This window comes from Burkholderia semiarida (assembly GCF_029268935.1).
Lineage (GTDB): Bacteria > Pseudomonadota > Gammaproteobacteria > Burkholderiales > Burkholderiaceae > Burkholderia > Burkholderia semiarida.
The window spans coordinates 20,601-46,052 of sequence record NZ_JAHLCL010000008.1 but is presented as its reverse complement, the minus strand read 5'-3'; the positions used below and the strand labels follow the sequence as shown (position 1 = coordinate 46,052).

The 25,452-nt window shown below is 68.1% G+C and carries 26 protein-coding genes, 2 pseudogenes and 1 riboswitch; of the genes and pseudogenes, 9 read left to right on the top strand and 19 right to left on the bottom strand.

Annotation, left to right across the window (positions count from 1 at the left end; genetic code table 11):
• Nucleotides 1–43: 43 nt before the first annotated feature.
• Nucleotides 44–985 (bottom strand): CopD family protein, encoded by a 942-nt coding sequence (locus tag KPB06_RS23465; protein WP_060011788.1) that lies wholly within the window; start codon nucleotides 983–985, stop codon nucleotides 44–46.
• 89 nt (nucleotides 986–1,074) lie between these two features.
• Here KPB06_RS23465 and KPB06_RS34640 point away from each other — a divergent pair.
• Nucleotides 1,075–1,347 (top strand): annotated as a pseudogene (locus KPB06_RS34640) (RNA-guided endonuclease InsQ/TnpB family protein); the annotation flags it as partial.
• A gap of 166 nt (nucleotides 1,348–1,513) precedes the next feature.
• Here the strand turns inward: KPB06_RS34640 and copC are convergent.
• The 6 genes from copC to KPB06_RS23430 all read right to left on the bottom strand — a co-directional run bounded on the left by copC (nucleotide 1,514) and on the right by KPB06_RS23430 (nucleotide 5,841).
• Nucleotides 1,514–1,894, bottom strand: coding sequence for a copper homeostasis periplasmic binding protein CopC (gene copC / locus KPB06_RS23455; RefSeq protein WP_059579847.1), 381 nt, complete (start codon nucleotides 1,892–1,894; stop codon nucleotides 1,514–1,516).
• A gap of 14 nt (nucleotides 1,895–1,908) precedes the next feature.
• Nucleotides 1,909–2,256 carry a copper-binding protein gene (locus KPB06_RS23450; RefSeq protein WP_060011799.1) on the bottom strand — a complete coding sequence of 116 codons (348 nt, stop codon included), beginning with the start codon at nucleotides 2,254–2,256 and terminating at the stop codon, nucleotides 1,909–1,911.
• A 66-nt stretch (nucleotides 2,257–2,322) separates the two neighbouring features.
• Nucleotides 2,323–3,618, bottom strand: a complete 1,296-nt coding sequence (locus KPB06_RS23445) for a multicopper oxidase family protein (protein ID WP_060011786.1) — start codon at nucleotides 3,616–3,618, stop codon at nucleotides 2,323–2,325.
• A 1-nt stretch (nucleotide 3,619) separates the two neighbouring features.
• Entirely contained in the window at nucleotides 3,620–5,116 is a 1,497-nt protein-coding gene (locus tag KPB06_RS23440) for a TolC family protein (RefSeq protein WP_060011784.1), read from the bottom strand.
• A complete protein-coding gene (locus KPB06_RS23435; protein ID WP_059579842.1) occupies nucleotides 5,113–5,394 on the bottom strand; it encodes a hypothetical protein in 282 nt (93 codons plus the stop codon). Before KPB06_RS23435 ends, KPB06_RS23440 begins: the two co-directional genes overlap by 4 nt.
• 90 nt (nucleotides 5,395–5,484) lie before the next feature.
• Complete coding sequence (locus KPB06_RS23430) at nucleotides 5,485–5,841, bottom strand: hypothetical protein (protein WP_060011782.1); 357 nt, start codon at nucleotides 5,839–5,841, stop codon at nucleotides 5,485–5,487.
• A 228-nt stretch (nucleotides 5,842–6,069) separates the two neighbouring features.
• Between KPB06_RS23430 and KPB06_RS23425 the strand changes: the two genes are divergently transcribed.
• Both KPB06_RS23425 and KPB06_RS23420 read left to right on the top strand, forming a co-directional pair.
• On the top strand, nucleotides 6,070–6,741 hold the full coding sequence (locus KPB06_RS23425; protein WP_059579730.1) for a heavy metal response regulator transcription factor: 672 nt from the start codon (nucleotides 6,070–6,072) through the stop codon (nucleotides 6,739–6,741).
• Nucleotides 6,738–8,147, top strand: coding sequence for a heavy metal sensor histidine kinase (locus KPB06_RS23420; RefSeq protein ID WP_059579727.1), 1,410 nt, complete (start codon nucleotides 6,738–6,740; stop codon nucleotides 8,145–8,147). Before KPB06_RS23425 ends, KPB06_RS23420 begins: the two co-directional genes overlap by 4 nt.
• A 23-nt stretch (nucleotides 8,148–8,170) precedes the next feature.
• Here the strand turns inward: KPB06_RS23420 and KPB06_RS23415 are convergent, their stop codons facing one another.
• The 4 genes from KPB06_RS23415 to KPB06_RS23400 all read right to left on the bottom strand — a co-directional run bounded on the left by KPB06_RS23415 (nucleotide 8,171) and on the right by KPB06_RS23400 (nucleotide 10,953).
• Nucleotides 8,171–9,379 (bottom strand): MFS transporter, encoded by a 1,209-nt coding sequence (locus KPB06_RS23415; RefSeq protein WP_060011780.1) that lies wholly within the window; start codon nucleotides 9,377–9,379, stop codon nucleotides 8,171–8,173.
• A gap of 90 nt (nucleotides 9,380–9,469) precedes the next feature.
• On the bottom strand, nucleotides 9,470–9,655 hold the full coding sequence (locus tag KPB06_RS23410) for a DUF1289 domain-containing protein (protein WP_059579721.1): 186 nt from the start codon (nucleotides 9,653–9,655) through the stop codon (nucleotides 9,470–9,472).
• A 2-nt stretch (nucleotides 9,656–9,657) separates the two neighbouring features.
• Nucleotides 9,658–10,665, bottom strand: coding sequence for a CDF family Co(II)/Ni(II) efflux transporter DmeF (gene dmeF / locus KPB06_RS23405; RefSeq protein WP_059579718.1), 1,008 nt, complete (start codon nucleotides 10,663–10,665; stop codon nucleotides 9,658–9,660).
• Between the two features lie 12 nt (nucleotides 10,666–10,677).
• Nucleotides 10,678–10,953 (bottom strand): metal/formaldehyde-sensitive transcriptional repressor, encoded by a 276-nt coding sequence (locus KPB06_RS23400; protein WP_059579714.1) that lies wholly within the window; start codon nucleotides 10,951–10,953, stop codon nucleotides 10,678–10,680.
• Nucleotides 10,954–11,068: 115 nt separating this feature from the next.
• Nucleotides 11,069–11,242: riboswitch (yybP-ykoY riboswitch) on the top strand.
• A 64-nt stretch (nucleotides 11,243–11,306) separates the two neighbouring features.
• On the opposite strand from KPB06_RS23400, the gene KPB06_RS23395 reads away from it, so the two are divergent.
• Nucleotides 11,307–12,317, top strand: a complete 1,011-nt coding sequence (locus KPB06_RS23395; RefSeq protein ID WP_275906014.1) for a sodium:calcium antiporter — start codon at nucleotides 11,307–11,309, stop codon at nucleotides 12,315–12,317.
• A gap of 94 nt (nucleotides 12,318–12,411) precedes the next feature.
• On the opposite strand, the gene KPB06_RS23390 is transcribed toward KPB06_RS23395, so the two are convergent.
• The 6 genes from KPB06_RS23390 to gstA all read right to left on the bottom strand — a co-directional run bounded on the left by KPB06_RS23390 (nucleotide 12,412) and on the right by gstA (nucleotide 20,030).
• A complete protein-coding gene (locus tag KPB06_RS23390; RefSeq protein ID WP_275906015.1) occupies nucleotides 12,412–12,774 on the bottom strand; it encodes a copper-binding protein in 363 nt (120 codons plus the stop codon).
• Nucleotides 12,771–15,983, bottom strand: coding sequence for an efflux RND transporter permease subunit (locus tag KPB06_RS23385; RefSeq protein WP_275906016.1), 3,213 nt, complete (start codon nucleotides 15,981–15,983; stop codon nucleotides 12,771–12,773). The genes KPB06_RS23390 and KPB06_RS23385 overlap by 4 nt, the downstream gene beginning before the upstream one ends.
• The gene (locus tag KPB06_RS23380; RefSeq protein WP_099317849.1) at nucleotides 15,980–17,503 is read right to left on the bottom strand and encodes an efflux RND transporter periplasmic adaptor subunit; all 1,524 of its coding nucleotides are present in this window, start codon (nucleotides 17,501–17,503) and stop codon (nucleotides 15,980–15,982) included. The genes KPB06_RS23385 and KPB06_RS23380 overlap by 4 nt, the downstream gene beginning before the upstream one ends.
• 11 nt (nucleotides 17,504–17,514) lie before the next feature.
• Nucleotides 17,515–18,807: a TolC family protein gene (locus KPB06_RS23375; protein ID WP_275906017.1), complete on the bottom strand. Its 1,293-nt coding sequence runs from the start codon at nucleotides 18,805–18,807 to the stop codon at nucleotides 17,515–17,517.
• A gap of 92 nt (nucleotides 18,808–18,899) precedes the next feature.
• Nucleotides 18,900–19,286 carry a hypothetical protein gene (locus tag KPB06_RS23370; protein ID WP_059579699.1) on the bottom strand — a complete coding sequence of 129 codons (387 nt, stop codon included), beginning with the start codon at nucleotides 19,284–19,286 and terminating at the stop codon, nucleotides 18,900–18,902.
• An 87-nt stretch (nucleotides 19,287–19,373) separates the two neighbouring features.
• A complete protein-coding gene (gstA, locus tag KPB06_RS23365) occupies nucleotides 19,374–20,030 on the bottom strand; it encodes a glutathione transferase GstA (RefSeq protein ID WP_104013141.1) in 657 nt (218 codons plus the stop codon).
• A gap of 44 nt (nucleotides 20,031–20,074) precedes the next feature.
• Here gstA and KPB06_RS23360 point away from each other — a divergent pair.
• The 4 genes and pseudogenes from KPB06_RS23360 to KPB06_RS23345 form a co-directional block, all read left to right on the top strand.
• Nucleotides 20,075–20,290, top strand: a pseudogene (locus KPB06_RS23360) (winged helix-turn-helix transcriptional regulator); the annotation flags it as partial.
• Nucleotides 20,291–20,312: 22 nt separating this feature from the next.
• Nucleotides 20,313–20,681, top strand: coding sequence for a hypothetical protein (locus KPB06_RS23355; protein WP_060011771.1), 369 nt, complete (start codon nucleotides 20,313–20,315; stop codon nucleotides 20,679–20,681).
• A gap of 40 nt (nucleotides 20,682–20,721) precedes the next feature.
• Complete coding sequence (locus tag KPB06_RS23350) at nucleotides 20,722–21,585, top strand: XAC2610-related protein (RefSeq protein ID WP_275906018.1); 864 nt, start codon at nucleotides 20,722–20,724, stop codon at nucleotides 21,583–21,585.
• Nucleotides 21,586–22,088: 503 nt separating this feature from the next.
• Entirely contained in the window at nucleotides 22,089–22,973 is an 885-nt protein-coding gene (locus KPB06_RS23345) for a helix-turn-helix transcriptional regulator (RefSeq protein WP_104013143.1), read from the top strand.
• Nucleotides 22,974–23,063: 90 nt separating this feature from the next.
• Here KPB06_RS23345 and tam read toward each other — a convergent pair whose 3' ends face one another.
• On the bottom strand, nucleotides 23,064–23,849 hold the full coding sequence (gene tam / locus KPB06_RS23340) for a trans-aconitate 2-methyltransferase (RefSeq protein WP_104013144.1): 786 nt from the start codon (nucleotides 23,847–23,849) through the stop codon (nucleotides 23,064–23,066).
• Between the two features lie 138 nt (nucleotides 23,850–23,987).
• Between tam and KPB06_RS23335 the strand changes: the two genes are divergently transcribed.
• Nucleotides 23,988–24,884: a LysR family transcriptional regulator gene (locus tag KPB06_RS23335; protein ID WP_104013145.1), complete on the top strand. Its 897-nt coding sequence runs from the start codon at nucleotides 23,988–23,990 to the stop codon at nucleotides 24,882–24,884.
• A gap of 71 nt (nucleotides 24,885–24,955) precedes the next feature.
• Here KPB06_RS23335 and KPB06_RS23330 read toward each other — a convergent pair whose 3' ends face one another.
• Entirely contained in the window at nucleotides 24,956–25,390 is a 435-nt protein-coding gene (locus KPB06_RS23330; protein ID WP_104013146.1) for a GNAT family N-acetyltransferase, read from the bottom strand.
• Nucleotides 25,391–25,452: the final 62 nt, after the last annotated feature.

Here is a 25,452-nt window from a genome sequence, read left to right as displayed (position 1 = left end):
GCACGCCTTCGCTGCCACGACAGCGCAGCGTCGCGCCGTCGCACTACACCGTGCCCGGCAGCGCGCTCGCCACGAGCACGGCCGCAACCATCAGCACGCCGCCGAGCACCACCGCCTCGATCCGCAACACGGCGCCGAACCGTTTCAACGAACTGGCCGGCATCGGGGCTGCCGGATCCTTCAGTGCGGCCAACAGATTCGGCATCCCGAAGAAGCGGTTATGTCCGCCGAGCGCCGCCGCGATCAGCACGAGCGCGAGCTTCAACAGCAGGATCTGCCCGTACGTCGACGCGAGCAGATTGGCGGGCGTATCGACGCCTCGCCAGCCGTTGTACGCGCCGGTCACGAACAGCACGATCAACGTGTAGGTCGACGTATCGGACAGCGACTGCACGAACGATGCGCCGGTCGTGCGTTCGCTCGCGGGCATCGCGGCAAGCCCCGGCATCACGCCGAATGCCGTCACGAGCACGAGCCCGACCCATGCGCTGATCGCCAGCAGATGCAGCCAGTCGATCCACACCGGTACGCTGAACAGGCCTGCGTCCACCGGATGCCCGCCGTTGCTGCGTGCGAGCGCGACGCAGGCGAGCGCGGCCCACATCGCGAACGGCAAGCGCGTATCGTTCGCGCGCCGGATAAACGACAGCACCACGACGACGAGCATGAACACCGCCCCGACCAGCCACGCATGACCGAACCCCGTACCCGCGAGCATCGCGCGGACGGCCGGCCCCGCTTCGAGCAACGACACCTCGCTCATCAGCGCGCAATGCGCCCAGAACGCGGTGACGCTCGCGAGCAGCGATACGACGGACGCGATGCGCAGCGTCGCGACGAGCCGCCGCCCGACGCCGTGCTGCCACGCGGACGCGCCGCGCGCGAGCCAGTGGCGCGCCAGCAGCGCACCGACGACGACCGCAAACCCGGCGTTCTGGATCGCCACCCCCACGAGCCGCAGCAGGCCGACGATACCGTCGTTCATCAGTTGCTCCGAGAAACCCCGTCCTTCAGGACGGGAAGGAAAGGATCGCCGTTGACGGACAGCTTCTTCCACGGGTTGGGATCACCGACATGATCCTTGTCTACCGCTACCGCGTGAAGTCGCTCAACGGACTGCTCAACCAGCAGAGCCGTGCGGTGAACTACGTCTGGAACTTCTGCAACGACACGCAGAAGCACGCGCTCAAGTGGAGCAAGAAGTGGCCGACGGGCTTTGACCTGAACATGCTCACCACTGGCAGCAGCAAGGCGCTCGGCATCCACTCCGGCACGATCAACGCGACGTGCGAGCAATATGCGAAGTCGCGCAGCCAGCACCGTCGGCCCTACCTGCGCTATCGCGGCAGCACGACGCGGCCGAAAGGTATCGCGGGACTGAGAATAAGAGAGTGGGCCTACAGTGACTGTGGTGTCGAGCATGATCGAGATACCAACGCTGCGTTGAACATTCTTCGATGCGGACGTGCATCGCCAGGTGTGGGAATCCTCTCCCTTTAGGGAGAGGAGGACGTCAATCCTTCACCCGGAATGTGTAGCTACCCTTCGTACGATGCGCGTCGGCCGTCATCGCCGCCCACTGCACCCTGTACGCGCCCGCCGCGAGCTTCGGTATCGCGACGGTCATCACGCGCGGGTTCGACGCATCGACCTTCGCCTTGTCCTGCGTGGCGGCGTTGCCGTTCGCGTCGGACACCTTCACCGAGCTGAATGCCGGTTCGAGATCTTCGTTGAACGTGAGCCGCACCGTGTCGGGCGCGGTGTCGACCGTGCCGCCGGCCGCCGGTACGGCGCTTTCCAGCTTGCCGTGCGCCGACGCCGCACCCGGTGCGACCGCGAAAAGGGCGGCGGCCGCGGTGAAGCCGGCCAGCCGGTTGAGCATCGAGATCTTCATGTTCGCGCTCCGCATCACGGCTTCTTCAGTTCGACGACGGTCAGCGCGCCGTTCACGTCCTCGGCGACGAAGTCGACCGTATCGCCCGCCTTCACCTGCGACAGCATCGCCGGGTCCTTCACCTTGAACACCATCGTCATCGCGTCCATCCGGAGGTTCTCCAGCGGGCCGTGCTTTATCGTCAGCTTGCCGGCCGCCGTGTCGACCTTGCGGATCTCGCCGTGCGACATGCGCGCCGCCGCGGCGGCGCCCTGCTTCGCGCTCGCGCCCATGTCCATGCCGGCCATGTCGCCGGCCGCGTACGACGCGGCCGGGAACGCCAGCGCGCAACCCGTCGCCATCAAAACCAGTCCCTTCTTCATCATGTCGACTCCCGTGTGAGTGAATGGAAACCGGCGGCCGCATCGGCGCGGCCGCCGCGTGCTGCTTCAGCCGTCCGGCAATTCGCCGGTGTATTCGTACGCGACGGTGCCCTTCGGATGCCGGAACCAGCCCGGATCGCGATAGTCGTTGCGCCCAAGCCCCTGTCGCACCTTGAGCACCGTGAACATGCCGCCCATCTCCAGCGGCCCGAACGGGCCCGTGCCGGTCATCATCGGCAGCGTGTTGTCGGGCAGCGGCATTTCCATGCCGCCCATCGCGCCGCCCGTGCTGCCCATCGCCATGTAGTCGGGCACGAGCTTGCCGATCCGCTTCGCGAGATCCTTCTGCGGCACGCCGATCAGGTTCGGCACCTGGTGGCCCATCGCATTCATCGTGTGGTGCGACTTGTGGCAATGGAACGCCCAGTCGCCCGGACGATCGGCGGTGAACTCGATCGCGCGCATCTGGCCCACCGCGACGTCGGCCGTCACTTCCGGCCAGCGTGCGGCCGGCGGAATCCAGCCGCCGTCGGTGCCCGCGACTTCGAAGCTGTAGCCGTGCAGGTGGATCGGATGATTCGTCATCGTCAGGTTGCCGAAACGAATCCGCACGCGGTCGCCCGCGCGCACCGGCAATGGATCGATGCCGGGGAACACGCGCGAGTTGAAGGTCCACATGTTGAAGTCGGTCATCTCGTTTACGCGCGGCGTGTAGCTGCCCGGGTCGATGTCGTACGCGGCGAGCAGGAACACGAAATCGCGGTCGACCGGCATCGTGCCGCGATCCTTCGGATGTACGATGAACATGCCCATCATCCCCATCGCCATCTGTACCATCTCGTCGGCGTGCGGGTGATACATGAACGTGCCGTGCGCTTCGAGCCGGAACTCGTAGACGAACGTCTTGCCCGGCGGGATATGCGGCTGCGTGAGGCCGCCGACGCCGTCCATCCCGTTCGGCAGCCGCAGCCCGTGCCAGTGGATCGTCGTGTGCTCGGGCAGCCGGTTGGTCACGAAGACGCGGACCTTGTCGCCTTCGACGGCCTCGATCGTCGGGCCCGGCGACTGGCCGTTGTAGCCCCACAGGTTCGCGTTCATGCCGGGCGCCATCTCGCGCACGACGGGCTCGGCCGTCAGGTGGAACTCCTTCCAGCCGTTCTTCATCCGCCACGGCAGCGACCAGCCGTTCAGCGTCGCGACGGGCGTGTACGGGCGGCCGTTGGGCGGCACGAGCGGCGGCTGCGTGCCGGCTTTCGCCATCGTGGGCGCTTCGGGCAGCGACGCGGCGCCGGCCCGGCTGACCATCGCCGCACCGAGCAGCGCGGCGCCCGAGCCGCTGAGAAATTGTCGACGGGACACCATGTCAATGACCTTCCGGATGCGGTTGCGTGGCGGGCGCCGACGGCGCCGCGGGAGTGGAAGCCGGCTGCGGCGCGGCGTCGGGTTTTGCAGCGGATGCGGATGCGGCGGAATGCGTCGCGCGCGGCACGGCATCCGACGACGGCAACCGGCCGCCGACGGCCATCTGCAGATCGGTTTCGGCGAGCCAGTAGTCCTTCAGCGCATCGATGTAGCCGTTGATCGCGCCGACCTGTTCGCGCGCATCGGTCAGCAGCTCGAACACGCTCGCGAGCATCCCGTTGTAGCGCAGCAGCAGTTCGTCGGAGATCGTCTTGCGCAGCGGCACGACTTCATCGCGGTAGTGCGTGGCGACGTCGTAGCTCGTCACGTACGCCGCGTACGATTCGCGCACTTCGGAGCGGGCATCGATGGCGGTTTTCGCGAGCCGGTTCGCGGACTGCATGTAGATCGCCTCGGCGCGCGCGACCTTCGCGCCGCCCCAGTCGAACAGCGGAATCTCGACGCTGATCTCGTAGCCGTGCTCGTGGCCCTTGCCGGTTTCGTAGTCGTTCACGTAGCCGAGCTCGACCGCGTTGACGAAGCGCGTGGCCTTGCTGAGGCCAAGCGAAGACGCGACGCCTTGCGTCTGCAATTTCGCCGCCTGGATGTCGAGGCGGTTGCTCATCGCGAAGCGTTCGAGATCGGGCAGGTCCGGGCGCGCCTTCGGCAAATCCGGCAAGCGTTCGGGCAGCGTGTACCGCGTGCGTTCGCCCCACAGCCCCATCGCGCGCGTGAGCCTCTCGCGTGCGGCGACGGCCTGCTGGCGCGCCTTCGCCTGCTGCGCGACCGCGTCGGCGTGAAACGCCTGTTCGCGTGCATGGTCGAGCCGGCTGAAGTTGCCGGCCTGCCGCATGCGCAGCGCGAGTTCGGCGGCCGCGCTGGCGGCCTCGCGCACCTGCTGCGCATAGTTCGCGGCCTGCTCGGCGGCGACGGCCTCGACATACGCGCGGCGCGCGTCGGCCGCGACCTTCAGCATCGCGTCGGCCGTTTCGAGCTTGGTCTGCTCGAAGCGGCGGCGTTCGATATGCGTCGAGAGCGGCATCGTCAGCAGCGCGAACACGTTCGCCGAGAACGTGCGGCCGAGCGTCAGCTCGCCGTCGCCGGCACGCGTGCGGCTGAATGCGAAGCGCGGGTTCGGCAGCCGGCCGGCCTGCACGAGGTCGGCCTCCGACAGCCCGAGTTCTGCGTACGACGCCTGCAGGCCGCGGTTGTTCAGCAGCGCGATTTGCACCGCATCGTCCATCGACAGCGGTTTCGCGAGCAATTCCGTCGTCCGCCGGTCGACGGCTTCGCGGTCGGCGTCGGTCCGCACAGCCACCGCCTCCTTGCCGATGCGCTCGGATGCGACGGACGACACGGCGTCGAAGCCGCCGTCCTTCGAAAACGTCGTGCAGCCCGCGAGGATCGCCAGCACGACCGCAGCCGCGCCGATCCTCGGCGATATCGCGAGCGTCGTCATCGCGCGGCCCCGCCGTGTGTCGAATGGGCGGCGCCGTTGCCGGCCGCGGCGCCGCTCGTGCGCCCTTTCGCGGGCCGCTCCGCCACGTCCCGGTTCAGTTGCTGCCAGCCCGGGCCTGCGTCGTCCCGATACGGCCGGTAGCCGTCGAACGCGGACGTCACGGTGACGTCCGGCACCGACGCGGCGGCGTCGGCCGGATCGGGAAACCGGGTTTGCGCCGGCACGAGCGACGGCGCGAGGGCCGCCGCGCTCCAGAGCGCCGCAATGATCAATCGCATGAACATGTCTCGTCGTCAGTCGTCCGGCGTGGCGCGATGCGTCGGCCGGAGCAAATAGCGGGATCGCGGCGGGTCCGCCGCGGGCAGGAGCTAGACGGGCATTCGGCGAGGCGGCCGGTCGATGCCGCCGGTCAGGAACGACACGTCCCCGGCCGAGCGCGGCGGCGCGACGATCGCGACGCCGACGCTCGCCGCGGCGGGCACCGCGGGCGTGCCCGACATGGCCGCGCCGAAGCAGCAGGACACGCACGCGGCGCACGACGTCGCATGCCGCGCGTGGTCGCCGTGATCGTGATGCCCGTCCTGCGCGGCCGATAGCGTGTGCGGCGCGCTGTCCCCATGCGACACGGCGGCGCCCGCGCATGGCATCGACACAGCCGCGAACGACTGGATCGGCAGGCTCAGCGCGAGCAACACGACGAGAACGAATGTGCGCCAGTACGACATGGAAGCGAAATCGGGACAGCGACCGTTGGGCCGGCGCGGCGCACGACGGCGCGCTCCGGGGACAAGACGGCCGCAGCTTAGCGCCGCCGCGGTGACGACGAGATGGCCGAACCATGACCGGTTTTTCATGACAATTCCGTCATCCGCCGGTCATCCTTCGCGCACGCGCGACGCCGTACGCTCTGGCGTTACACTGACCGGCTGGAATCACGGACAGCCTGCCTCACCATGCGGATACTGATAGTCGAAGACGAACCGAAGATGGCGTCCTACCTCCGGAAGGGGTTGATGGAGGCGAGCTATACGGTCGACGTCGCGGAAAACGGCCAGGACGGGCTGTTCCTCGCGCTGCACGAGGATTTCGACCTGGTCGTGCTCGACGTGATGCTGCCGGAGCTGGACGGCTTCGAGGTGCTGAAGCGGCTGCGCGCGCAAAAGCAGACGCCCGTGCTGCTGCTCACGGCGCGCGACGCGATCGAGGACAAGGTCGCCGGGCTCGAGCTCGGCGCCGACGATTACCTGCTCAAGCCGTTCGCGTATGCCGAATTCCTGGCGCGCATCCGCTCGCTGCTGCGGCGCGCGCCGCGCAACGTGCGCGACGTCCTGCACGTCGCCGATCTCGAAATTGACCTGCTCAAGCGCCGCGTGCGGCGCGCCGATGCCCGCATCGACCTGACCGCGCAGGAATTCGCGCTGCTGCAACTGCTCGCCGAACGAGAGGGCGAGGTGCTGACGCGCACCTTCATCACGTCGCAGATCTGGGACATGAATTTCGACAGCGACACGAACGTCGTCGATGCAGCGATCAAGCGCCTGCGTGCGAAGATCGACAACGCGTACGAGAACAAGCTGATCCACACGATTCGCGGCATGGGCTACGTGCTCGAGGATCGTTCGTGACCGCGCGCTCCGCTTCGTATTCGCTGCTGCGGCGCCTCACGCTCGCGTTCGCCGCCGTCGCGGCGCTCGTGTTCGCGCTGACCGGCGCGTATCTGTACCGCTCGCTGTCCGCGGAGCTGACGCGGCGCGACGACATCGAGATCTCCGGCAAGCTCAACCAGTTCCTGCAACTCGCGCGCGCCAGCGGATCGACGGCCGCGCTGCGCGCCGATCCGGCCGTGTTCCATGACGTGCTGCTGTCGCATCCGGGCGTCTATCTCGGCATCTACGACGCAGGGAACCGCCCGCTCGTCGAGCATTCCGACGCAGCCGGCAATACGCTCGCGTCGGTGATCGCCGCGCCACATCCGGCTGGCGGCGCCGACGGCCCGTTCACATGCGCGCCGCCCGGCATCGGCACGTCGCGCTGCGTGGTTGCACGCGAAACGCTGCCATCCGGCGAAACGATCCACGTCGCGCTCGCGCGCACCGCGGCCGATCGGCAGTCGCTGCTCGAAAGCTATCGGGTCGATATCTGGCTCGCGGCAGCCGTCGGCGCGCTGCTCGTCGGCGCGCTCGGCTACGCGGTCGCGTCGCGCGGCCTGCGCCCGGTCGAAAGCCTCGGCCGGCAGACGTCGCGCATCGAGGCGCACAACCTGAACGCGCGCCTCGACGCGCGCGGCGGCCCGGTCGAATTGCGCGAGCTCGCCACGTCGGTGAACCGGATGCTCGACCGGCTCGAACGCGCGTTCGTGCGGCTGTCGCAGTTCTCGTCCGATCTCGCGCACGACATGCGCACGCCGCTCGCGAACGTGATCAGCTCGTCGCAGATCACGCTGTCGCGCGCCCGCTCGACGGACGAATACGAGACGCTGATCGAATCAAACATCGAGGAATGCGAACGGCTGCAGCGGATGATCGAGAACATGCTGTTTCTCGCGCGCACCGACAATGCAACGCAGCATCTGAAGGCCGCCAAACTCGACGCGGGTGGCGAATTGCGCCGGCTCGCGTCGTATTTCCAGGCGCTGGCCGACGAAGCCGGCGTGCGCATCGACGTGCGCGGCGAAGCGCCGGTCGTCGCGGACGCGACGCTGTTCCGGCGCGCGGTGAGCAACCTCGCGTCGAATGCGCTCGAACACGCGCAAGCCACGTCGACGATCGAGCTGGCGGTGTCGACCCAGGGCGATTACGCGGTCGTCGAAGTCACGAATCGCGGCGCGGCGATCCCGCCCGAACAGATCGAGCGGATCTTCGAGCGCTTCTACCGGATCGATTCGTCGCGGCACGGTGCGGCGCGCAACGCGGGGCTCGGGCTCGCGATCGTGAAGTCGATCATGGAACTGCACCGCGGCAAGGTGGAGGTTGCAAGCCGCGACGGGCGCACGACGTTCGCGCTGTACTTTCCGCACGGCGCCGATGGTTAGATCGTGCGCCACCGCGTTCAGCGCTAGCGATCCCGCACCACGCCGAACGACGTGCGAACGCACACGAGCAGCACGATGGTCGCCGCGCTGAATACGGCTCCCGCGTAGAACGTGGCGGCGGCGCCTGCCCGGTCCCACAGCGCGCCCGCGACGACGCTCGATACGAGCGTCACGACCCCGCTGATCAGGTTGAACACGCCGAACGCGGTCCCTCTCAGTTCGGCCGGCGCGGCCTGCGCGACCATCGTCGCGAGCAGCCCTTGCGTCATCCCCATATGAAGCCCCCACAGCGCGACGCCGACGAGCACGGTCGGCCAGTGCGCGCCGTGCGCCAGCACGACATCGGCGGCGATCAGCAGCACCAGCCCGATCACCATCAGTTTCGTGTGGCTCGTCGTATCGGCGAGCTTGCCGAACGGGTAAGCGGACAACGCATACACGACGTTCATCGCGACCATCACGAGCGGCACGAGTGCGACGGGCACGCGGCTGCCCATCGCGCGCAGCACCAGGAATGCCTCGCTGAAACGCGCGAGCGCGAACACGCCGCCCACGGCCACGACCCACCAGTAGCGGGTGCCGAGTTGCGCGACGACCGCACGGCGGATCGGGTTCACGCGCTTCTCGCCGGGTACACGCGCCGGCTCGTCGATGCCGAACGCGAGCAGCGCCACGGCCAGCACGCCGGGGATCACGGCGAGCCAGAACGCGAGGCGGAAATCGTCGCGCCACGCCAGCATGATGACGACGGCCAGCAGCGGCCCGAGGAACGCGCCCACCGTGTCGAGCGCCTGGCGCAGTCCGTACGCGGCGCCGCGCAGGTGAACGGGCGTGACGTCGGCGACGAGCGCATCGCGCGGCGCGCCGCGAACCCCCTTGCCGACGCGGTCGACGATCCGCGCGGTCACCACGACGCCGATCGTCGGCGCGATCGCGAACAGCGGCTTGCTGAGCGCGCCGAGCGCATAGCCGGCCACCGCGAGCCATTTGCGATTGCGCAGGTAGTCGCTCAGCGTGCCGGAGAACACCTTGACGACCGGCGACGTCGCCTCGGCGATCCCTTCGATCAGGCCGATCGTCGTCGCGCTCGCGCCAAGGCCCGCCATCAGGAACATCGGCAACAGGCTGTGGATGATTTCGGACGACACGTCCATCAGCAGGCTGACACAGCCGAGCACCCACACGCTGCGGGGAATCTGCCGAAGAATGCCGGTCGATGAGTCGGTCTGCATGGGTCGCTCCCCGGTTCAGGAATCCTGAAGCTGAATGCCCGTGATGCTACCGCACGCCCGCGATGCCGAGCCGGGGAACGCGTGCCCTTGCTATTCCGCCGTATCGCGCTGGAGCTTCGCCTGCCGGCGCTTACGATCGTTCAGTATCTGATGCCGGCGATGATCGGTCAGCTTCTTCCAGTCGCGCGCCTCGTCGCGCGTGCGCAGGCAGCCGACACAAAAACCCGTGCGGCCGTCGAACGCGCACAGGTCGATACACGGCGATTTCACGGCCACGATCAGGCCGCCTTCGCAGGTGTCATCACTTCGACCGTCACGTGCGACATGCCGTCGAAGCCCGCGAGCAGCGCATGGTAGAAACGCGCATCGCGCGCGGCGTCGCCCGATTCGACCGACACGATCGCACTCATGTGCCCGGGGCCCACGCGCCACACATGGAGATCGTTGACCGTGTCGCCGAGCGCCTCGATCGCGCGACGCACGTTGTCCGTCAGCGGGCGATCGACGTTGACGTCGAGCAGGATCTCGCCCGTATCGCGCATCAGCCCGTACGACCAGTTGGCGATCACCAGCGCGCCGACGATGCCCGCGAGCGGGTCCATCCAGCCCCATCCGAACGCACGCGCGAGCAGCAGGCCGACGATCGCCAGCACCGACACGGCCGCGTCGGCGATCACGTGAACGTAGGCCGACCGGATGTTGTGGTCGCGATGCGCGGCCGAGTGCGAACCGCGATCATGGTGCGCGTGGTCGTCGTGGTCATGGTCATCGTGGTGGTCATGCGCGTGCGCGTGGTGATGGCCGTGACCATGCCCGTGATGGTGGTCGCCGCTCAGCAGCCACACGCTGGCGAGGTTCACGGCGAGCCCCAGCACGGCGATCGGAATCGCTTCGTCGAAATGGATCGGCACCGGCGCCAGCAGGCGCGCGATCGCCTCGTAGCCGATCAGCAACGCAATCATCGCCAGCACGATCGCGCTCGTGAAGCCGGCCAGGTCGCCGAGCTTGCCGGTGCCGAACACGAAGCGCGGATCGTCGGCGTACCGGCGCGCATAGGTGTAGGCCAGCGCGGCGATCAGCATCGCGCCCGCGTGCGTCGACATGTGCAGCCCGTCGGCGACCAGCGCGAGCGAGCCGAACAACGTGCCGCCGACGATCTCGGCGATCATCATCGCCGTGCACAGGCCGATGACCATCCACGTCTTTCGCTCATTGCGCGTGTGCGCGGCGCCCAGAAACGCGTGGCTGTGCGCACCGCCGGCCGGCGAGCCATTGAATTCGTTCATGTTCCGGCCCGGTTACTTGAAATAGCTGTGCACGACGTCGATCAGTTGCTCGGTCGCGCTGCCCTCGTGCGCGTCGGCCGTGTCCGCATCGACGAGATGCGACCGGATGTGGTCTTCCAGCACGACGGCCAGCAAGCCGTTCATCGCGCCGCGGCAACTCGTGATCAATTGCAGCACGTCGTTGCAGCCGCGCTCTTCTTCCAGCGCCCGCTCGATCGCCTCGACCTGCCCCTTGATACGGCGCACGCGGTTCAGCAGCTTCTGTTTTTCGCGAACGGTATGACTCATCGGCGGCTCCGGTATAGGGTAGGGGAGTATATATCCGGAAGGCTGACCCTATAGGGTGGAGGGGTATATTTTTCGAGACGAAGGCTTGTCGAAGGAAAACCGCTCGGCTAGACTGATTTCCGTCTTTGGGGAGTAGCCTGCTTTCCGTCCGCCGGAAAGCGAACGCGTCAACACACTCGGCCTGCGGCCGTGGCGCGTTCAGCCTGATCGGCCTGGCGAGACCATCGGCACGTCGCGTCGTTCCTGGTCGGACGGCGGCGGATGTGTCATGGTTCGTCAGCGTCCGACCACGGAGTCCCCATGTCCCTCCCTGCTCACCTCCCCCACGCCACCGCTGCCTGCGGAGGTGCCGCATGACGTTCATGTTCGTCGAACTGGCGTTCATGCTGATCGTCATCCTCGTCGCGGCCGAACTCTTCACCAATGCGCTCGAACATCTCGGCGAACGCCTGAAGATTTCCGAAGGCGTGACGGGCTCGCTGTTCGCGGCCGTCGGCACCGCGCTGCCCGAAACGATGGTGCCGCTGCTCGCGCTGGCCGGCGGCACATCGAACCAGGCCGTGAACGAGGAAATCGGCGTCGGCGCGATTCTCGGCGCGCCGCTGATGCTCACGACGCTCACCACGTTCCTGATGACGCTCGCCGTGATCCGCTCGCGCGGGCCGCGCGGCACGATCGCGCCAGAACGCACGGGCTTCGTGCGCGACATGAACACCTTCCTCGCCGCATTCTCGCTGGCGACCGTCGCGATGTTCGTCCCGCATCACAACTGGGCCGTGCGCGCGCTGCTCGCCGCGATGCTGGTCGGCCTCTACGTGATGTACGTCGTGCTGACGTTCCGCGCGTCGACCGGGCTCGTCGACGCCGGGCACGGCACCGAGGCGCCGCACGCGATGTTCCTGTCGCGCGTCGGCCTGCCGACCAACCTGGCGACGATCGTGCTGCAACTGCTGATCGGCGTCGCGCTGCTGGTCGGCGGCGCAAAGGGCTTCATTCACGGCGTGGAAGGCGTGTCGCACGTGCTCGGCGTGTCGGCGCTGCTGCTGTCGCTGATCATCGTGCCGATCGCGACGGAACTGCCGGAGAAGGTCAACAGCGTGCTGTGGATCCGCCGCGGGAAGGACACGCTCGCGTTCGGCAACATCACCGGCGCGATGGTGTTCCAGGGCACGCTGCTGCCCGCGATCGGCATCATGCTGACGCCGTGGGAGCCGCGCCCCGAAGTGCTGACCGGTGTGATCATCACGCTTGCGGCGGCCGCCTGGCTGCGCGTCAATGCGCGCACGCGCGGGCTCGCGATCTGGGCGTTGCTCGCGAACGGCGCCGGTTATGCGGGGTATCTGGCGTTGACGCTGGCGCGCTGAATGCGCCGGGCGGGCGCACCGGCCGACCGACACGTCGGCTCGGTGCGCGTCGCTGCATGCGATGCGGGCGACAGCAACACCCGCATCCGGACGATCAGGAAGACTTGACGAGCTTGACGATCGTCAACGTGCCGTCGACCTTCTCGATCCGCACCTTGACCTTGTCGCCCGCATGCGCGTGCGCGAGCATCGCCGCGTCCTTCGCCTTGAACGCCATCGTCATCGGCGGCATCCCGACATTCTCCAGCGCGCCGTGCTTCAGCGTGATCTTGCCGCTCGCGGCATCGACCTTCTTCACTTCGGCGTCGGTCAGCGCGCCGTTCGAATCCGCCGCGCCGCCCGACGACATCTTCATGCCGGGCATGTCCATGCCCGACATGTCGCCGGCGGCGGACGCCGGTACCGCGAAAGCGCTCAGCGCGACGACAGCGGTTGCAGTGGCGATCAGTTGATTCATCTTCTTCGTGATTCTCCGGTGGGAAGGGATGGCACGTTCGTGCCGGAAGGAACTGCATCGGAATGCCGCGCGCGGCCAGCGCTTCGCGCACGACGGCGCTGAAGCAGAAGCCACGCGGCGGGAATGACGAACATCGACAGCAGCGGCGCCGTGACCATGCCGCCGACCATCGGCGCGGCGATCCGCTGCATGACTTCGGAACCGGCGCCGTGGCCGATCATGATCGGCACGAGCCCGGCGAGCACGACGGCGACCGTCATCGCCTTCGGCCGCACGCGCAGCACCGCGCCTTCGCGGATCGCATCGAGCAGCAACGCATCGGTCGGCGGTTCGCCTGCGTCGAGCCGGCGCTGCAGCGCACCCTTCAGGTACAGCAGCATCACGACGCCGAATTCGGCGGCCACGCCCGCCAGCGCGATGAAACCCACCGACGTCGCGACGGACACCGCATGGCCGAGCGCCCACACGAGCCAGAACCCGCCGACCAGCGCGAACGGCACCGTCGACATCAGCAGCAGCGCGTCGGCCGCCGACTCGAACGTGACGAACAGCAGCACGAAGATCACGACGAGCGTGACGGGCACGACGGTGCGCAGCGTCGCCGCCGCGCGTTCGAGATACTCGAACTGCCCCGACCACGCGATCGAATAGCCGGGCGGCAACGCAACCTGCCGCGCGACGGTCTGCTGCATCGCGCGCACGGCCGTGCTGAGGTCGGTACCGCGGAGATCGACGTACACGTAGCCGGACAGCCGCGCGTTCTCGCTGCGGATCATCGGCGGCCCGTCGGCGATCGCGATACGCGCGACGTCGCCGAGGCGGATCTGCGCGCCGCGCGCGGTGACGATCGGCAACTGCCGCAGGTTCTCGAGCGAATCGCGGATCTCGCGCGGATAGCGGATGTTGATCGGGAAGCGCTCGCGTCCCGCGATCACTTCGCCGACGTCCTCGCCGCCGATCGCCGACGACACGACCGACTGGATATCGGCCACCGACAGCCCGTAACGCGCGGCGGCGAGCCGGTCGATGTCGACGTCGATGTAGCGGCCGCCGTTCAGCCGCTCCGCGAGCGCGGACGTCACGCCCGGCACGCGCTTCACGGCGGCCTCGACCTGCGTCGCGATCGCGTCGATCCCCGCGAGGTCCGGCCCGGAAATCTTCACGCCGACCGGCGTCTTGATCCCGGTGGACAGCATGTCGAGCCGGTTGCGGATCGGCGGCACCCACACGTTCGACAGGCCCGGCACCTTCACCGTCCGGTCGAGTTCGTCGATCAGCTTCTCCGGCGTCATGCCCGGCCGCCACGCGCTGCGCGGCTTGAAGCGGATCGTCGTCTCGAACATCTCGAGCGGCGCCGGGTCGGTCGCCGTATCGGCGCGGCCCGACTTGCCGAACACCGTGTCGACCTCGGGCACGGTCTTGATCAGCCGGTCGGTCTGCTGCAGCAGCTCGCTCGCCTTGTCGGCCGAGATGCCCGGCAGCGCGGTCGGCATGTACAGCAGATCGCCTTCGTCGAGCGGCGGCATGAATTCGCCGCCGAGGCGCGACAACGGCACGGCCGTCACCACGAGCGCGACGACCGCGACGCCGATCGCGGCCCACGGGCGCCGCAGCGTCGCGTCGAGCAGCGGCCGGTACAGGCGGATCAGCACGCGGTTGATCGGGTTCGCGTGCTCGGGCGGAATGCGGCCGCGCACCAGATAGCCCATCAGCACCGGCACCAGCGTCACCGACAGCCCGGCGGCGGCCGCGATCGTATAGGTCTTCGTGAACGCCAGCGGCGCGAACAGCTTGCCCTCCTGCCCTTCCAGCGAAAACACCGGAACGAATGACAGCGTGATGATCAGCAGCGAGAAGAACAGCGCGGGCCCCACCTCCGCGGCCGAGGCCGCGACGAGTTCCCAGCGGCGCGCGGCCGTGATCGGCTCGCCGGGATGCGCGCGGTCGTACGCTTCCAGATGCTTGTGCGCGTTCTCGATCATCACGATCGCCGCGTCGATCATCGCGCCGATCGCGATCGCGATCCCGCCGAGCGACATCAGGTTCGCGTTCACGCCCTGATAGCGCATCACGATGAACGCGGCCAATACGCCGAGCGGCAGCGACAGGATCGCGACCAGCGCGCTGCGCAGATGGAACAGGAACACCGCGCAGACGACACCGACGATGACGAATTCCTCGATCAGCTTGTCCGTCAGGTTGTCGACCGCGCGCGCGATCAGTTGCGAACGATCGTAGGTCGTGACGATCTCGACGCCGGCCGGCAGCGAACGCTTGAGCTCGGCGAGCTTCGCCTTCACCGCGTCGATCGTCGTCAGCGCGTTCTTGCCCGAGCGCATCACGACGACGCCGCCCGTCACCTCGCCCTGCCCGTTCAGCTCCGCGATGCCGCGCCGCATCGCCGGGCCGACCTGGATGCGCGCGACGTCGCCGAGCAGGACCGGCGTGCCGGCGTCGTCGGTGCGCAGCACGACGCGACGGAAATCGTCGAGCGTGCGCAGGTAGCCGGACGACCGCACCATGTACTCCGACTCGGCCAGCTCGACGACCGAGCCGCCGGATGCCTGGTTGGCCTTGCCGAGCGCCTCCGCGACCGCCGCCTGCGTGATGCCGTACGCGCGCAGCCTGTCGGGATCGAGCACGACCTGGTACTGGCGCACCATGCCGCCGATGCTCGCGACTTCCGATACGTCCGGCACGGCCTTCAGCTCGAACTTCAGGAACCAGTCGTTGAGCGCGCGCAGTTGGCCGGGATCGTGACGGCCGGTGCGATCGACGAGCGCGTACTCGTAGACCCAGCCGACGCCGGTCGCATCCGGGCCGAGCGACACGGTCGCGCCCGCCGGCAGGCGGCTCTGCACCTGGCTCAGGTATTCGAGCACGCGCGAGCGCGCCCAGTACGGATCGGTGCGGTCGTCGAACAGCACGTAGACGAACGCGTCGCCGAACGACGAATACGCGCGCACGGTTTTCGCGCCCGGCACGCCGAGCAGCGTCGTCGTCAGCGGATAGGTCACCTGGTCCTCGACGACCTGCGGCGCCTTGCCCGGATACGACGCCTTCACGATCACCTGGGTATCCGACAGGTCGGGCAATGCGTCGAGCGGCGTCTGTCGCAGCGAATGCACGCCCCATGCCGCGAGCAGCACGGTGGCCAGCAGCACCAGAAACCGGTGGTGGACGGACCAGTGAATGATGCGCGCGATCATCGCTCACCTCGCTGCGGCTCGACCTTCGTCAGCCGGTAGCCGTCGTCGGTCTGCGTGAACGCGAAACGCACGGTCTGGCCCGGCTTCACGTCGGAAAACGCGTGCGCCGACGGCTTGCCGAACGCCATCGTCATCGCGCCCCAGCCAAGCGCCGGCACCGGCTGATGCGAGAACGTGATGTCGTCGGCCGTGACTTTCTCCACCTTGCCGGTGGTTTCGTAGACCGGCGCGGTTGCCGTCGCGGACGATGCGGCCGCGCTTGCCCCGGCCGCCCGCTCCAGCCGCGGCAATACGCTTTTCAGGCTGGCTTCCGAATCGATCAGGAATTGCCCCGACGCGACGACCGTGTCGCCTTCGTTCAGCCCGGCGAGCACTTCCGTGTCGCCGCCGACGTCGCTGCCGACCGTCACCGACGCCGGCTGAAGCCGGCCGTCGCCGTGCTTCACGATGACGATCGTGCGCTGGCCGGTCGCGATCACGGCCTCCGACGGCACGAGCAGGCGCGACACCGTCTCCTTCTCCGCGACCCGCACGCGCATCAGCATGCCGGGCGTGAGCGTCAGCGATGCGTTGTCGATCTCCACGCGCGCCTGCAGCGTGCGGCTGCCCGTGCTGATGCCGGGCAGCACTTCGCGGATGCGTCCGCTGAAATGCCGCGCCGGATCGCCCGCGAACGTCGCGTCGACCGACATCCCCGGCTGCACGTTCAGCGCGAGCGCCTCGGGCACCTCGACGATCAGCCACAGCGTCGACAAGCCGGCGATCTTCGCAAGCGTCTGGCCGGGCGCGACCATCGCGCCGTCGCGCACGTTCAGCTCGCTGACGACGCCGGCCTCCGGCGCACTCAGCACGACGTGCGTCTGCGCGCGGCCGGTGCGGTCGAGGGCCGCGATCATGCCGTCCGGAATCGACAGCGCCCGCATCCGCGCGCGCGCCGCGTCGAGCAGGCTGCCGTCCATCCCGCCGCGCTTCAGCGCGAGATATTCCTCCTGCGGCGCGAGCCAGTCGGGCACGAACAGCGATGCGACCGGCGCGCCCTTCGCGATGCGCTGCATCGGCGCGCGTGCATACAGATGGTCGATGTAGCCGGTCACGCGCGACTGCACGACCGCCGCGCGCGCTTCGTCGAACTGCGTGGCGCCCACCGCGTCGAAGCCGGCCGCCGTCTGCTGCCGGCGCACGGTCGCATAGCGAATGCCCAGGTTCTGCTGCAGGCCCGGATCGATCCGGACGCCCGGTGCGTCGCCGCCTTCGTCCGCATAGACGGGCTGCAACTGCATGTCCATGAACGGCGATTTGCCCGGTTTGTCGAAGTGCTGGTTCGGCACCATCGGGTCGTGCCAGTACAGGACCTTGCGCGCGGCCTGCGGCGCCGGCGCGCCCGACGGCGCGGCAGCGGGCACGGCGGACGCCGCCGCGCCGTTCATCGCATGGCGGACGCCGACGACATAGCCGGCGCCGACGAGTATCGCGCCGGCGGATGCGATCAGCGCCGCACGCATCAGTGATTGCCTTGTCATGAGCGTCTCCTTCACTGAGCGGCGGCCATCGCCGACGGCACGACCTGATATTCGAGCCGCGCCCAGGTCTGCGACACGTCGCGCCTGAGGTCGAGCACCTGCAACTGCGCTTCGAGTTGCGCACGCCGCGCGGCGAACGTGTCGGCGAGCGACCCCGTGCCGGCCCGGTACGCGGCCGTCGCGAGCTGCACGCGCTGATCGGCGGCGGGCAACAGCGCGGCGCTCAGGTTCGCGATACGTTCGCGGCCGCTCGCCAGCGTGTCGGATTGCGTACGGATGTCGGCCTGTACCTGACGCAGCGTGTCCTCGTACATCAGGCGCGCCTTCGTCGCGAGCGCCGCCTTTTCGGCGACGTCGCGGTTCTGGCGATTCTTGCGATTGAGCGGCAGCGGGATCGAGACGCCCACCGACACCATGTTCGAATACGCGCCGCCGCGCTGCTGGTACGCGATTTCCCACGTCCAGTTGGGGCTGCGCTCGCTGTTCGCGACCGCGGCGTCGGCTTCGGCCACCGCGATATCGTCCGCGGCGGCGACGAGCGCCGGCTGCGACACGCGCAGCTCGTCCGGCGGTAATGCCGATACGACGGATTCGGGCGCGGGCGGCGTACCCGTCACGTCCGTCACGGGCGCCGCCGTCCAGCGGGCCAGCGCGACGAGCGCGGTGCGATACGTCTGCTGCGCCTTGAGCACCTGGTCCTGCGTCTGCGCGAGCATCGCGCGCGCCTGCACGACGTCACCCGCGCTCGCCTTCGCGCCGCGATACGACGCCTGCGTCGCGTCGAGTTCATGGTTCATGTGACCGAGCAACGCCTGCTGAAGCGCGAGCGCCTGCTTCGCGTAGACGGCATCGAGCCACGCGGCCGCGGTCTGCCGGCGCACGGCCGCCAGCTCCACGAGATAGCCCGCGCGCTCGCGGCCGACCTGTTGGTCGGCCAGCGCGGTACGCAGCCGCCGCTTGTCGCCGGACACCCATTCCTGCTCGATGCCGATGCGGCGCATCGTCATGAAGTCCTGGCCGACGGTGAGGCGCTGCCCGCCGTTGATCGGCAGGTTGTCGATGCCGGCCTTGAGCATCGGGTCCGGCAACTGGCCGGCCCTGACGGCCGCTTCGGCACGCGCGAGCACGGAAGCCTGGGCGGCCTGCATCGACGCGGAACGATCGGTGGCGGACTGCAGCGCGGCGTCCAGCGTGAGCGGCGACTGCTGCGCGTGAACCGCGCCCGCCATCAGCAGCGCGGCCCACGATACGGGCGCGCGCCGGCATGCACGCGGCATGCGCGGCGTGCGGAAAGCGAATGACATGGTGTAACCCCAAATCGGAACCCAAAGGGATTCCACGTCCTGCGCACAGGACGAAACCTCACCGCGTGCGCGGTGAACCGGTCAAATCGGGATCAGCTGATGCGTGGCGGGCGCCACAACCCGTTCGGGTCGCGAGCCGGGACGGACTGCGTGTAGTGGAAGACGATCGTGCTGGCGAAGGCAGCGGGACGGCTGACGTCGACGCGGGCGGCCGGGTGGTAGAGACTGCCGAACTGGCATTGGGCCGTTACCTTGCAGGCCATGCCCTTGGCTTTGGCCTTCGCGTGATCGGCGGAGGGCGGCTGCATCGAATCGCAGTTGCTCATGTCGGCGGACATGGCCATGTTCATGCCCGTATCCGCGTCCATCGACATCGTGTGCTGCATCGGACATTCACCGGTCAGGCCGCTGGCTGCCAGCCCAGTGATGGGCAGCACCGCGCACAGCAGCAGCAGGATGAAAGTCCGAAACAGTTTCATGGCGGCGATTATAGCGCGGCCCGTCGCGGCATGGCGCTGCGTCACTACGACGAAATGATGCGCATTCCCCGCGGTGGGCGCCGCGCGTCATCGCAGCAGGCCGTCCGCCGCCAGCACGGCCTGCACGGCCGGCCGCTCGCGCACCCGCTCGTACCACGCACGCAGATGCGCATGCCGGCTCAGGTCGATATCCGCGTTGTACACCGAACGCATCCAGTCGGCCTTGCCCCAGCCGGTCAGCGCGAACAGGTACGCATCCGCGACCGTGAACGTGTCGCCGGTGACGAACGTCCTGCCGTCGAGCTGGCGGTCGATCCACGCGAAGCGACCGTCGAGCTTCTGCCGCACGGGCTCGACGTACTTCCCCGCCTGCACCGCATACAGCAGCGGGATGAAACCCTTGTGGATCTCGGTACCGAGAAAGTTCAGCCATTCCATCAGCCGGTAGCGCGCGAGCGTGCCGTAAGCGGGCGCAAGCGCGGCTTCCGGGCGCTGGTCCGCGAGATACTGCGCGATCACCGGCCCTTCGCGCAGCATCGTGCCGTCGTCGAGTTCGAGCAGCGGCACGTAGCCGAGTTCGGTCACGTCGTAGTAATTGCGGCCGTCCTCGACGACATGCTTGCGCGCGTCGACCTCGACGATCTCCGCGTCGAACCCGCCTTCGCGCAGCACGATGCAGATCGCCTGCGAACAGCTGCCGGGAGCGTGATAGAGCTTCGTGCGTTTCCTTCGTGGGTTGTCCATGTATCGATTCGCCGCGACGCGGGCGCTAATATCTCGCATCGGCACGGCGCCGGGAAGACGCGAGCCTCGTGCGGCGCACCGTCTATCCGGAAGTGCCGGTGCGCGTCGAGTACGATCTCACCGCGGACGGCGACCGGCTGCGGCCGGTGGTCGACGTGATGCGCGAACTCGGGCTGTGGCTGAAGGCACGCGACGCGCACGCCGACGCGACACCCAACGCCCCGGCCGCAATCGAGCCGACGGCGCATGCCCCCCGCTAACCCCACGCAGGAACCCACGTTCATGGAACTTCACGCTACCGTCGGCGCGGCCACGTCCGACCTCGACGACGACGAAAGCTTCGCCAACATCTACTGTCACGACGCGGAGCAGGACTATTGCTTCGCGCTGTCGCGCTTTCCGGACGACACGCTGATCGAAGTGATGGTGCGCGACCAGCTCAACCTGCGCGTCAAGGATCTGTCGGTGCGGCTGACCGACGACACGATCGACGTCGAGATCGAACCGGGCGTCGCCGCGCGTCTCGACGGCCACACGCGCTACGTGATCCATCTCGCGCCCGGTCAGTACGATCCGGTCACGCTGCGCGCCGCGTTGAATGAAATCTTCGTCGGCAAGGACGGCTATCGCGACGACAGCACGCGTGGTTGATCGGTCGCCTGCACGCTCTTCCTCGCCACGACAACCGCCCATGACACGATTTCCGCGATTCCACCCGCTTGCCCGTGTCGCCGCGCTGCTGTTCGCCACGTGTGCGTCGATCGCACCCGCCGCGCACGCCGCCCGGCCGCTGCTCGAGTTCAAGGTCGACGATGCCGTCACGGCACGCGTCGAGCGCACCGACGGCGCGCACGTCACGGTCCGCTTCCTGCCGAGCGGAACGACCCAGACGCTGGCCGTCACCGCCGCCGACGAGGAAGGCCGCTACCACCTCGCGACCGACGACTACAACTTCGACGGCCATCGCGATCTCGCGATGCGCGCGGTGCTCGGCATGGTCAACGAGAACTACGGCATCTACCTGTACGACCCCGCGCGCCAGCGGTTCGAACCGCTGAAGATGCCGGCGGGCAACGGGCCGCACGGCAATTGCGACGACCTGATCAACGTCCAAGCGAAGCCGAAAACGCGCACGCTGTACAGCTCGTGCCGCGGCGGCCCGATCTGGTACACCGATGCGTACCGCTTCGACGGCAACGGCAAGATGTATCTGTATCAAACCAGCGAAGCGATCCCCGACGATCTGCGCGATCTGCTCGACGGCGACTCGGGCCCGTCGTCGATGCTGCTCACCTACGACGAGCACGGCAGGCGCGTGTCGCGCCGCCCGCAGGATCATGATGGCGGCACGGTCACGTTCAAGGTGCGGCCGGCGCGCCTGCCGCTGCACGTCGCGATGGCCGACGCACCCACGCGCCGCTATGTCGTCGCGGGCGACACGGTGGAGGTGATCGACGCGAGCGACGATTTCCGGTGGTTGAAGGTGCGGTATCGCAATCCGCAAGCCGGCGCCGTGCAGGGCTGGGTCAGTGCGAAGGAGGCGATGGGAAACTGAGGCACGATGCAGTGCTCCCCCGCTGCCACATATCGTGGCGCTGAACATCCCATTAACGGGATGCCTGCCCAAATGTCACGCACGCCGCGCCACGGCTCCAACGTTCGCTCCAACGCCATTCGATCCGGCCGCCTCGTTCGCGCGCGCCGGCCGGCGCATAGAACACAGGAGACGACCGTGGCCCACCTGCATCGCCGCGATGGCGCTCGCGGGCAGCCATCGTACGGGCTGCTCGTCGGCGAGGTGGCACGCATCGACGCGTAGCCGCGCAAGAAAAAAGGTGGAGATGCAGTGACTCGTTTACACTGCCCCGGTATGCCCTCTTCGGGGTGACGCGCGACGTTTTACGGGGCGAACGGCAAGCGCTAGAATCCAGCCGCGTCAAGGGCGTGCTCCCGCGGATGACGGGCGGGCGGTCGGCCCCGCCGAGGGCCGGCCCGACACCTGTTTTTTTCGTATCAGGGGAACGCGGGTCATGGGCGGAACAGGCCCTTCGGAACCGCATGCTGCTCAACGTGAATTCCTTCCACCGCGACAACGACCGCTTCAACGTATCGTTCAAGGCATTGGGCGAGCTGATCGAGACGGTCGGCACGCCGCACTTCGTGCCGCGCCTCATGCAACTGCTGAACGATATCGTGCCGCTCGACGTCGCACACGTCGAACGCTCGCGCGTCGACGCGACGATGCCGACCGGCTACCGTTGCGAATGGATCGGCAGCAGCGGCATCGGCGCCGCGTCCACCGAAATCTCCGACGTGATGACGCTCTACTACGAGCGCTTTCTCGACAGCGACCCGCTGTTCGCGGGGCTGCGCGGCAAGACGGGCACGATGCTCGTCGTGCGCGACATCGCGGCGATCCCGCCTGGCGAGTTCCGCCAGCGCCTGTTCGACGACGTGCATATCGGGCATGAATGCGTGCTCGCACGCGGCACGCGCTATTCGCAGCATTCGATCGCGCTGGAGCGCGGCCGCGACCGCCCGCCGTTCACGCTCGCCGAGATGAACCGCTTCCGCAGCATCAGCGACATGCTGTTCCCGCTGCTCGAACTGCATGCGTCGACCACCGCCGCGCGGCGCATCGCGCACGCGACGCCCGACGTCCATCCGCTCGCGCAATTCGATGCGCGGCTCGCGGCCGACGGCGTGAAGCTGTCGAAGCGCGAATACGAAACCTGCAAGCACCTGCTCTCCGGCAAAACCGTGCCGGAAACCGCCGGGATTCTCGGCGTGCGGGTCGCGTCGGCCGAGTCTTACGTGAAGCGTGCTTTCGCGAAGCTCGGCGTACGCACGAAGCGCGAACTCGCCGCGTGGGGTTCGGTCACCGCCGCGCGCCCCGCCGCCGAAGCGCGCGACGGCGGCGCACCGCCGGCCATCTTGCGCTGACCTGCGCCACCGCGTCGGCGTACCGGCATCGGTGGAGGCGGTGCGCTGACGCACGGCCATCGGTCTAATCGATGCCGCGTCGTTGCCACGTTACTTGCGCGTCGCCACGATGAACAGGCGCGGAAACGGCAGCAGCACCGTGCCGTCGCCTTGCGCCGGATAACCGTCCGGCCCGGCCAGCGCGTCGCGATAGCGCGCGAGAAACGCGCGCTGTTCGGACGCGTCGAGCGCCGCAAGGAACGGCCGCAGCGCGCTGCCCTTGAACCATTCGACGACCGCATCCGCGCCGCCGCGCAGCGGGTGGTAATAGGTCGTGCGCCACACGTCCACGCGCGAGCACAGCGGCGCGAGTAGCGCATGGTAATAACGCGCATCGAACCGCTCGGTGCGCGCCGCGCCTTTCAGCTTGTCGGCCCACGGCCCGGCCGCCGCGACTTCGCGCATCAGCCGGTGCGCGGGTTCGTCGAGATTGTCGGGCATCTGCACCGCGAGGTGGCCGCCTCGCGCGAGCCGGCCGACGAGCATCGGGAACAGCGCGTCGTGCGCGGGCACCCATTGCAGCACCGCGTTCGACAGGATCAGGTCATAGCCGCCCGGATCGTCCCAGGTGGAAACATCGGCCACGTCGAAACGCAGCGCCGGCAGGCGCTTGCGCGCGGCCGCGATCATGTCCGCCGACGCATCGATCCCGTGGATCGTCGCGTCCGGCGCGCGCGCGATCAGCGCTTCCGTCGAATTGCCGGGCCCACAGCCGATATCAATCGCCGTATGGATCGGTGTGTTCGGCACGGCGGCCAGCAGGTCGCGCACCGGCCGTGTCCGTTCGTCCTCGAACTGCACGTACTGATTCGCGTATTGATCGAGCGGGGTCGTCACGATAGATCTCCTTGTCGGCATGACCGGCCGCCGCGCATCCGCGCGGGGGAAGCGGCTGGCCATCGGTCCAGCGCATTCTGCGACTGCCGCCGGCCTTCAGTAAAATGAATTTAATATCGTGATTGATTCAAAATTCTGATGAAAATCGATACGCTCGGTGTCCAGGCTTTCGTCGCGATCGCCGACGGCGGCAGCTTCAGGCAGGCTGCCGATACGCTCCATGTCACGCAAACGGCGATCACGCAGCGGCTGCGCAAGCTCGAGGCGTATCTCGGCGTCGCGCTGGTCGAACGCACGACGCGCCGCACCACGCTGACCGAGATCGGCCGGCGTTTCCTGCCGCAGGCGCGCCGGCTGCTGAACGAGCTCTCCGATGCGCTGACCGAAATCCGCGAGACGGGCCTGAGCCAGCGCGGCGACGTCACGATCGCGTGCGTGCCGACGGTCGGCGTTCAGTACCTGCCGCGCATCCTGCGCGCGTTCTCCGGGCACCGGCCGCACGATCGCGTGAAGATTCTCGATCACGCATCGGCGTCGGTGCTGCAGGCCGTGCTGCGGCGCGAGGCGGAATTCGGCATCGGCATCGCCGGCGACCAGCACCCGGAACTCGTCAGCGTGCCGCTCACGCATGACCCTTACGTACTCGTGTGCCGCGACGATCACCCGCTCGCGAAGCGGCGGCGCATCCGCTGGGCGACGCTGCAGCCGCATCCGCTGATCTTCGCCGGCGAAGTGAGCGGCAATCGCGGGCTGCTCGAAGGCGCGCTGAAAACGAGCGGCGTGTCGCTGCATTCGTTCTACGAGGTGCAGCGTAGTTCGACGGCGCTCGGGCTCGTCGCGGAAGGGCTCGGCGCGGCCGTCGTGCCGAAGCTCGCGATCCAGAAGAATGCGTATCCGATGGTCCGCACGATCGAGCTCATCGAGCCGTCGGTGTCGCGCACGCTCGTGCTCGTCATGCGCCGGAACGCACAACTGTCACCCGCGGCACGCGCGCTGTACGACATGATCGTCGAGCGGGCGGCGCCCGGGCGATGATCCGTGAGCGATGCGGGGCAACCGGTGTGTCATGGGATGTCGGGAAGCGGCCCGTTGCCGCTCCTTCACGCTCAGAGCACTTTGACCATGAACACGCGCGCCGCGCCTTCCGGCTCGCACGGCACTTCGCCGAACGTCTCGTAACCGTGCTTCCGGTAGAAGTCCGGTGCCTGGAACGAGATCGTGTACAGCACCGCACGCGCGCACCCGCGTCGCTTCGCTTCCGCTTCGGCCTCGCGTAGCAGCCGGCTGCCGAAGCCGCCGCCGCGCAGCGATTCGGGCAGATAGAACAGGTCGATGAAGAACAGGCCCAGCGACGTCCGGCCGGTGAGGCCGCCCAATACCTCGCCGGTCGCGGGATCGGTCACGTAGACGTCGAGCGCGGCTGTATCGGCACACCCCGTCATCGCGTGGTTGAATTCGCCGAGCTTGCGGCTGATGAAGTCTCGGGCGGCCGGCTGCTCGGTGTCGGTCAGTTGAAGGGTAACGTCGGGATGGGCTGTCATGGAAGCGAACGCGTACGTGAATAGGCCGCCGGCTGCGCAGCACACGCGGCGGATATCGCACG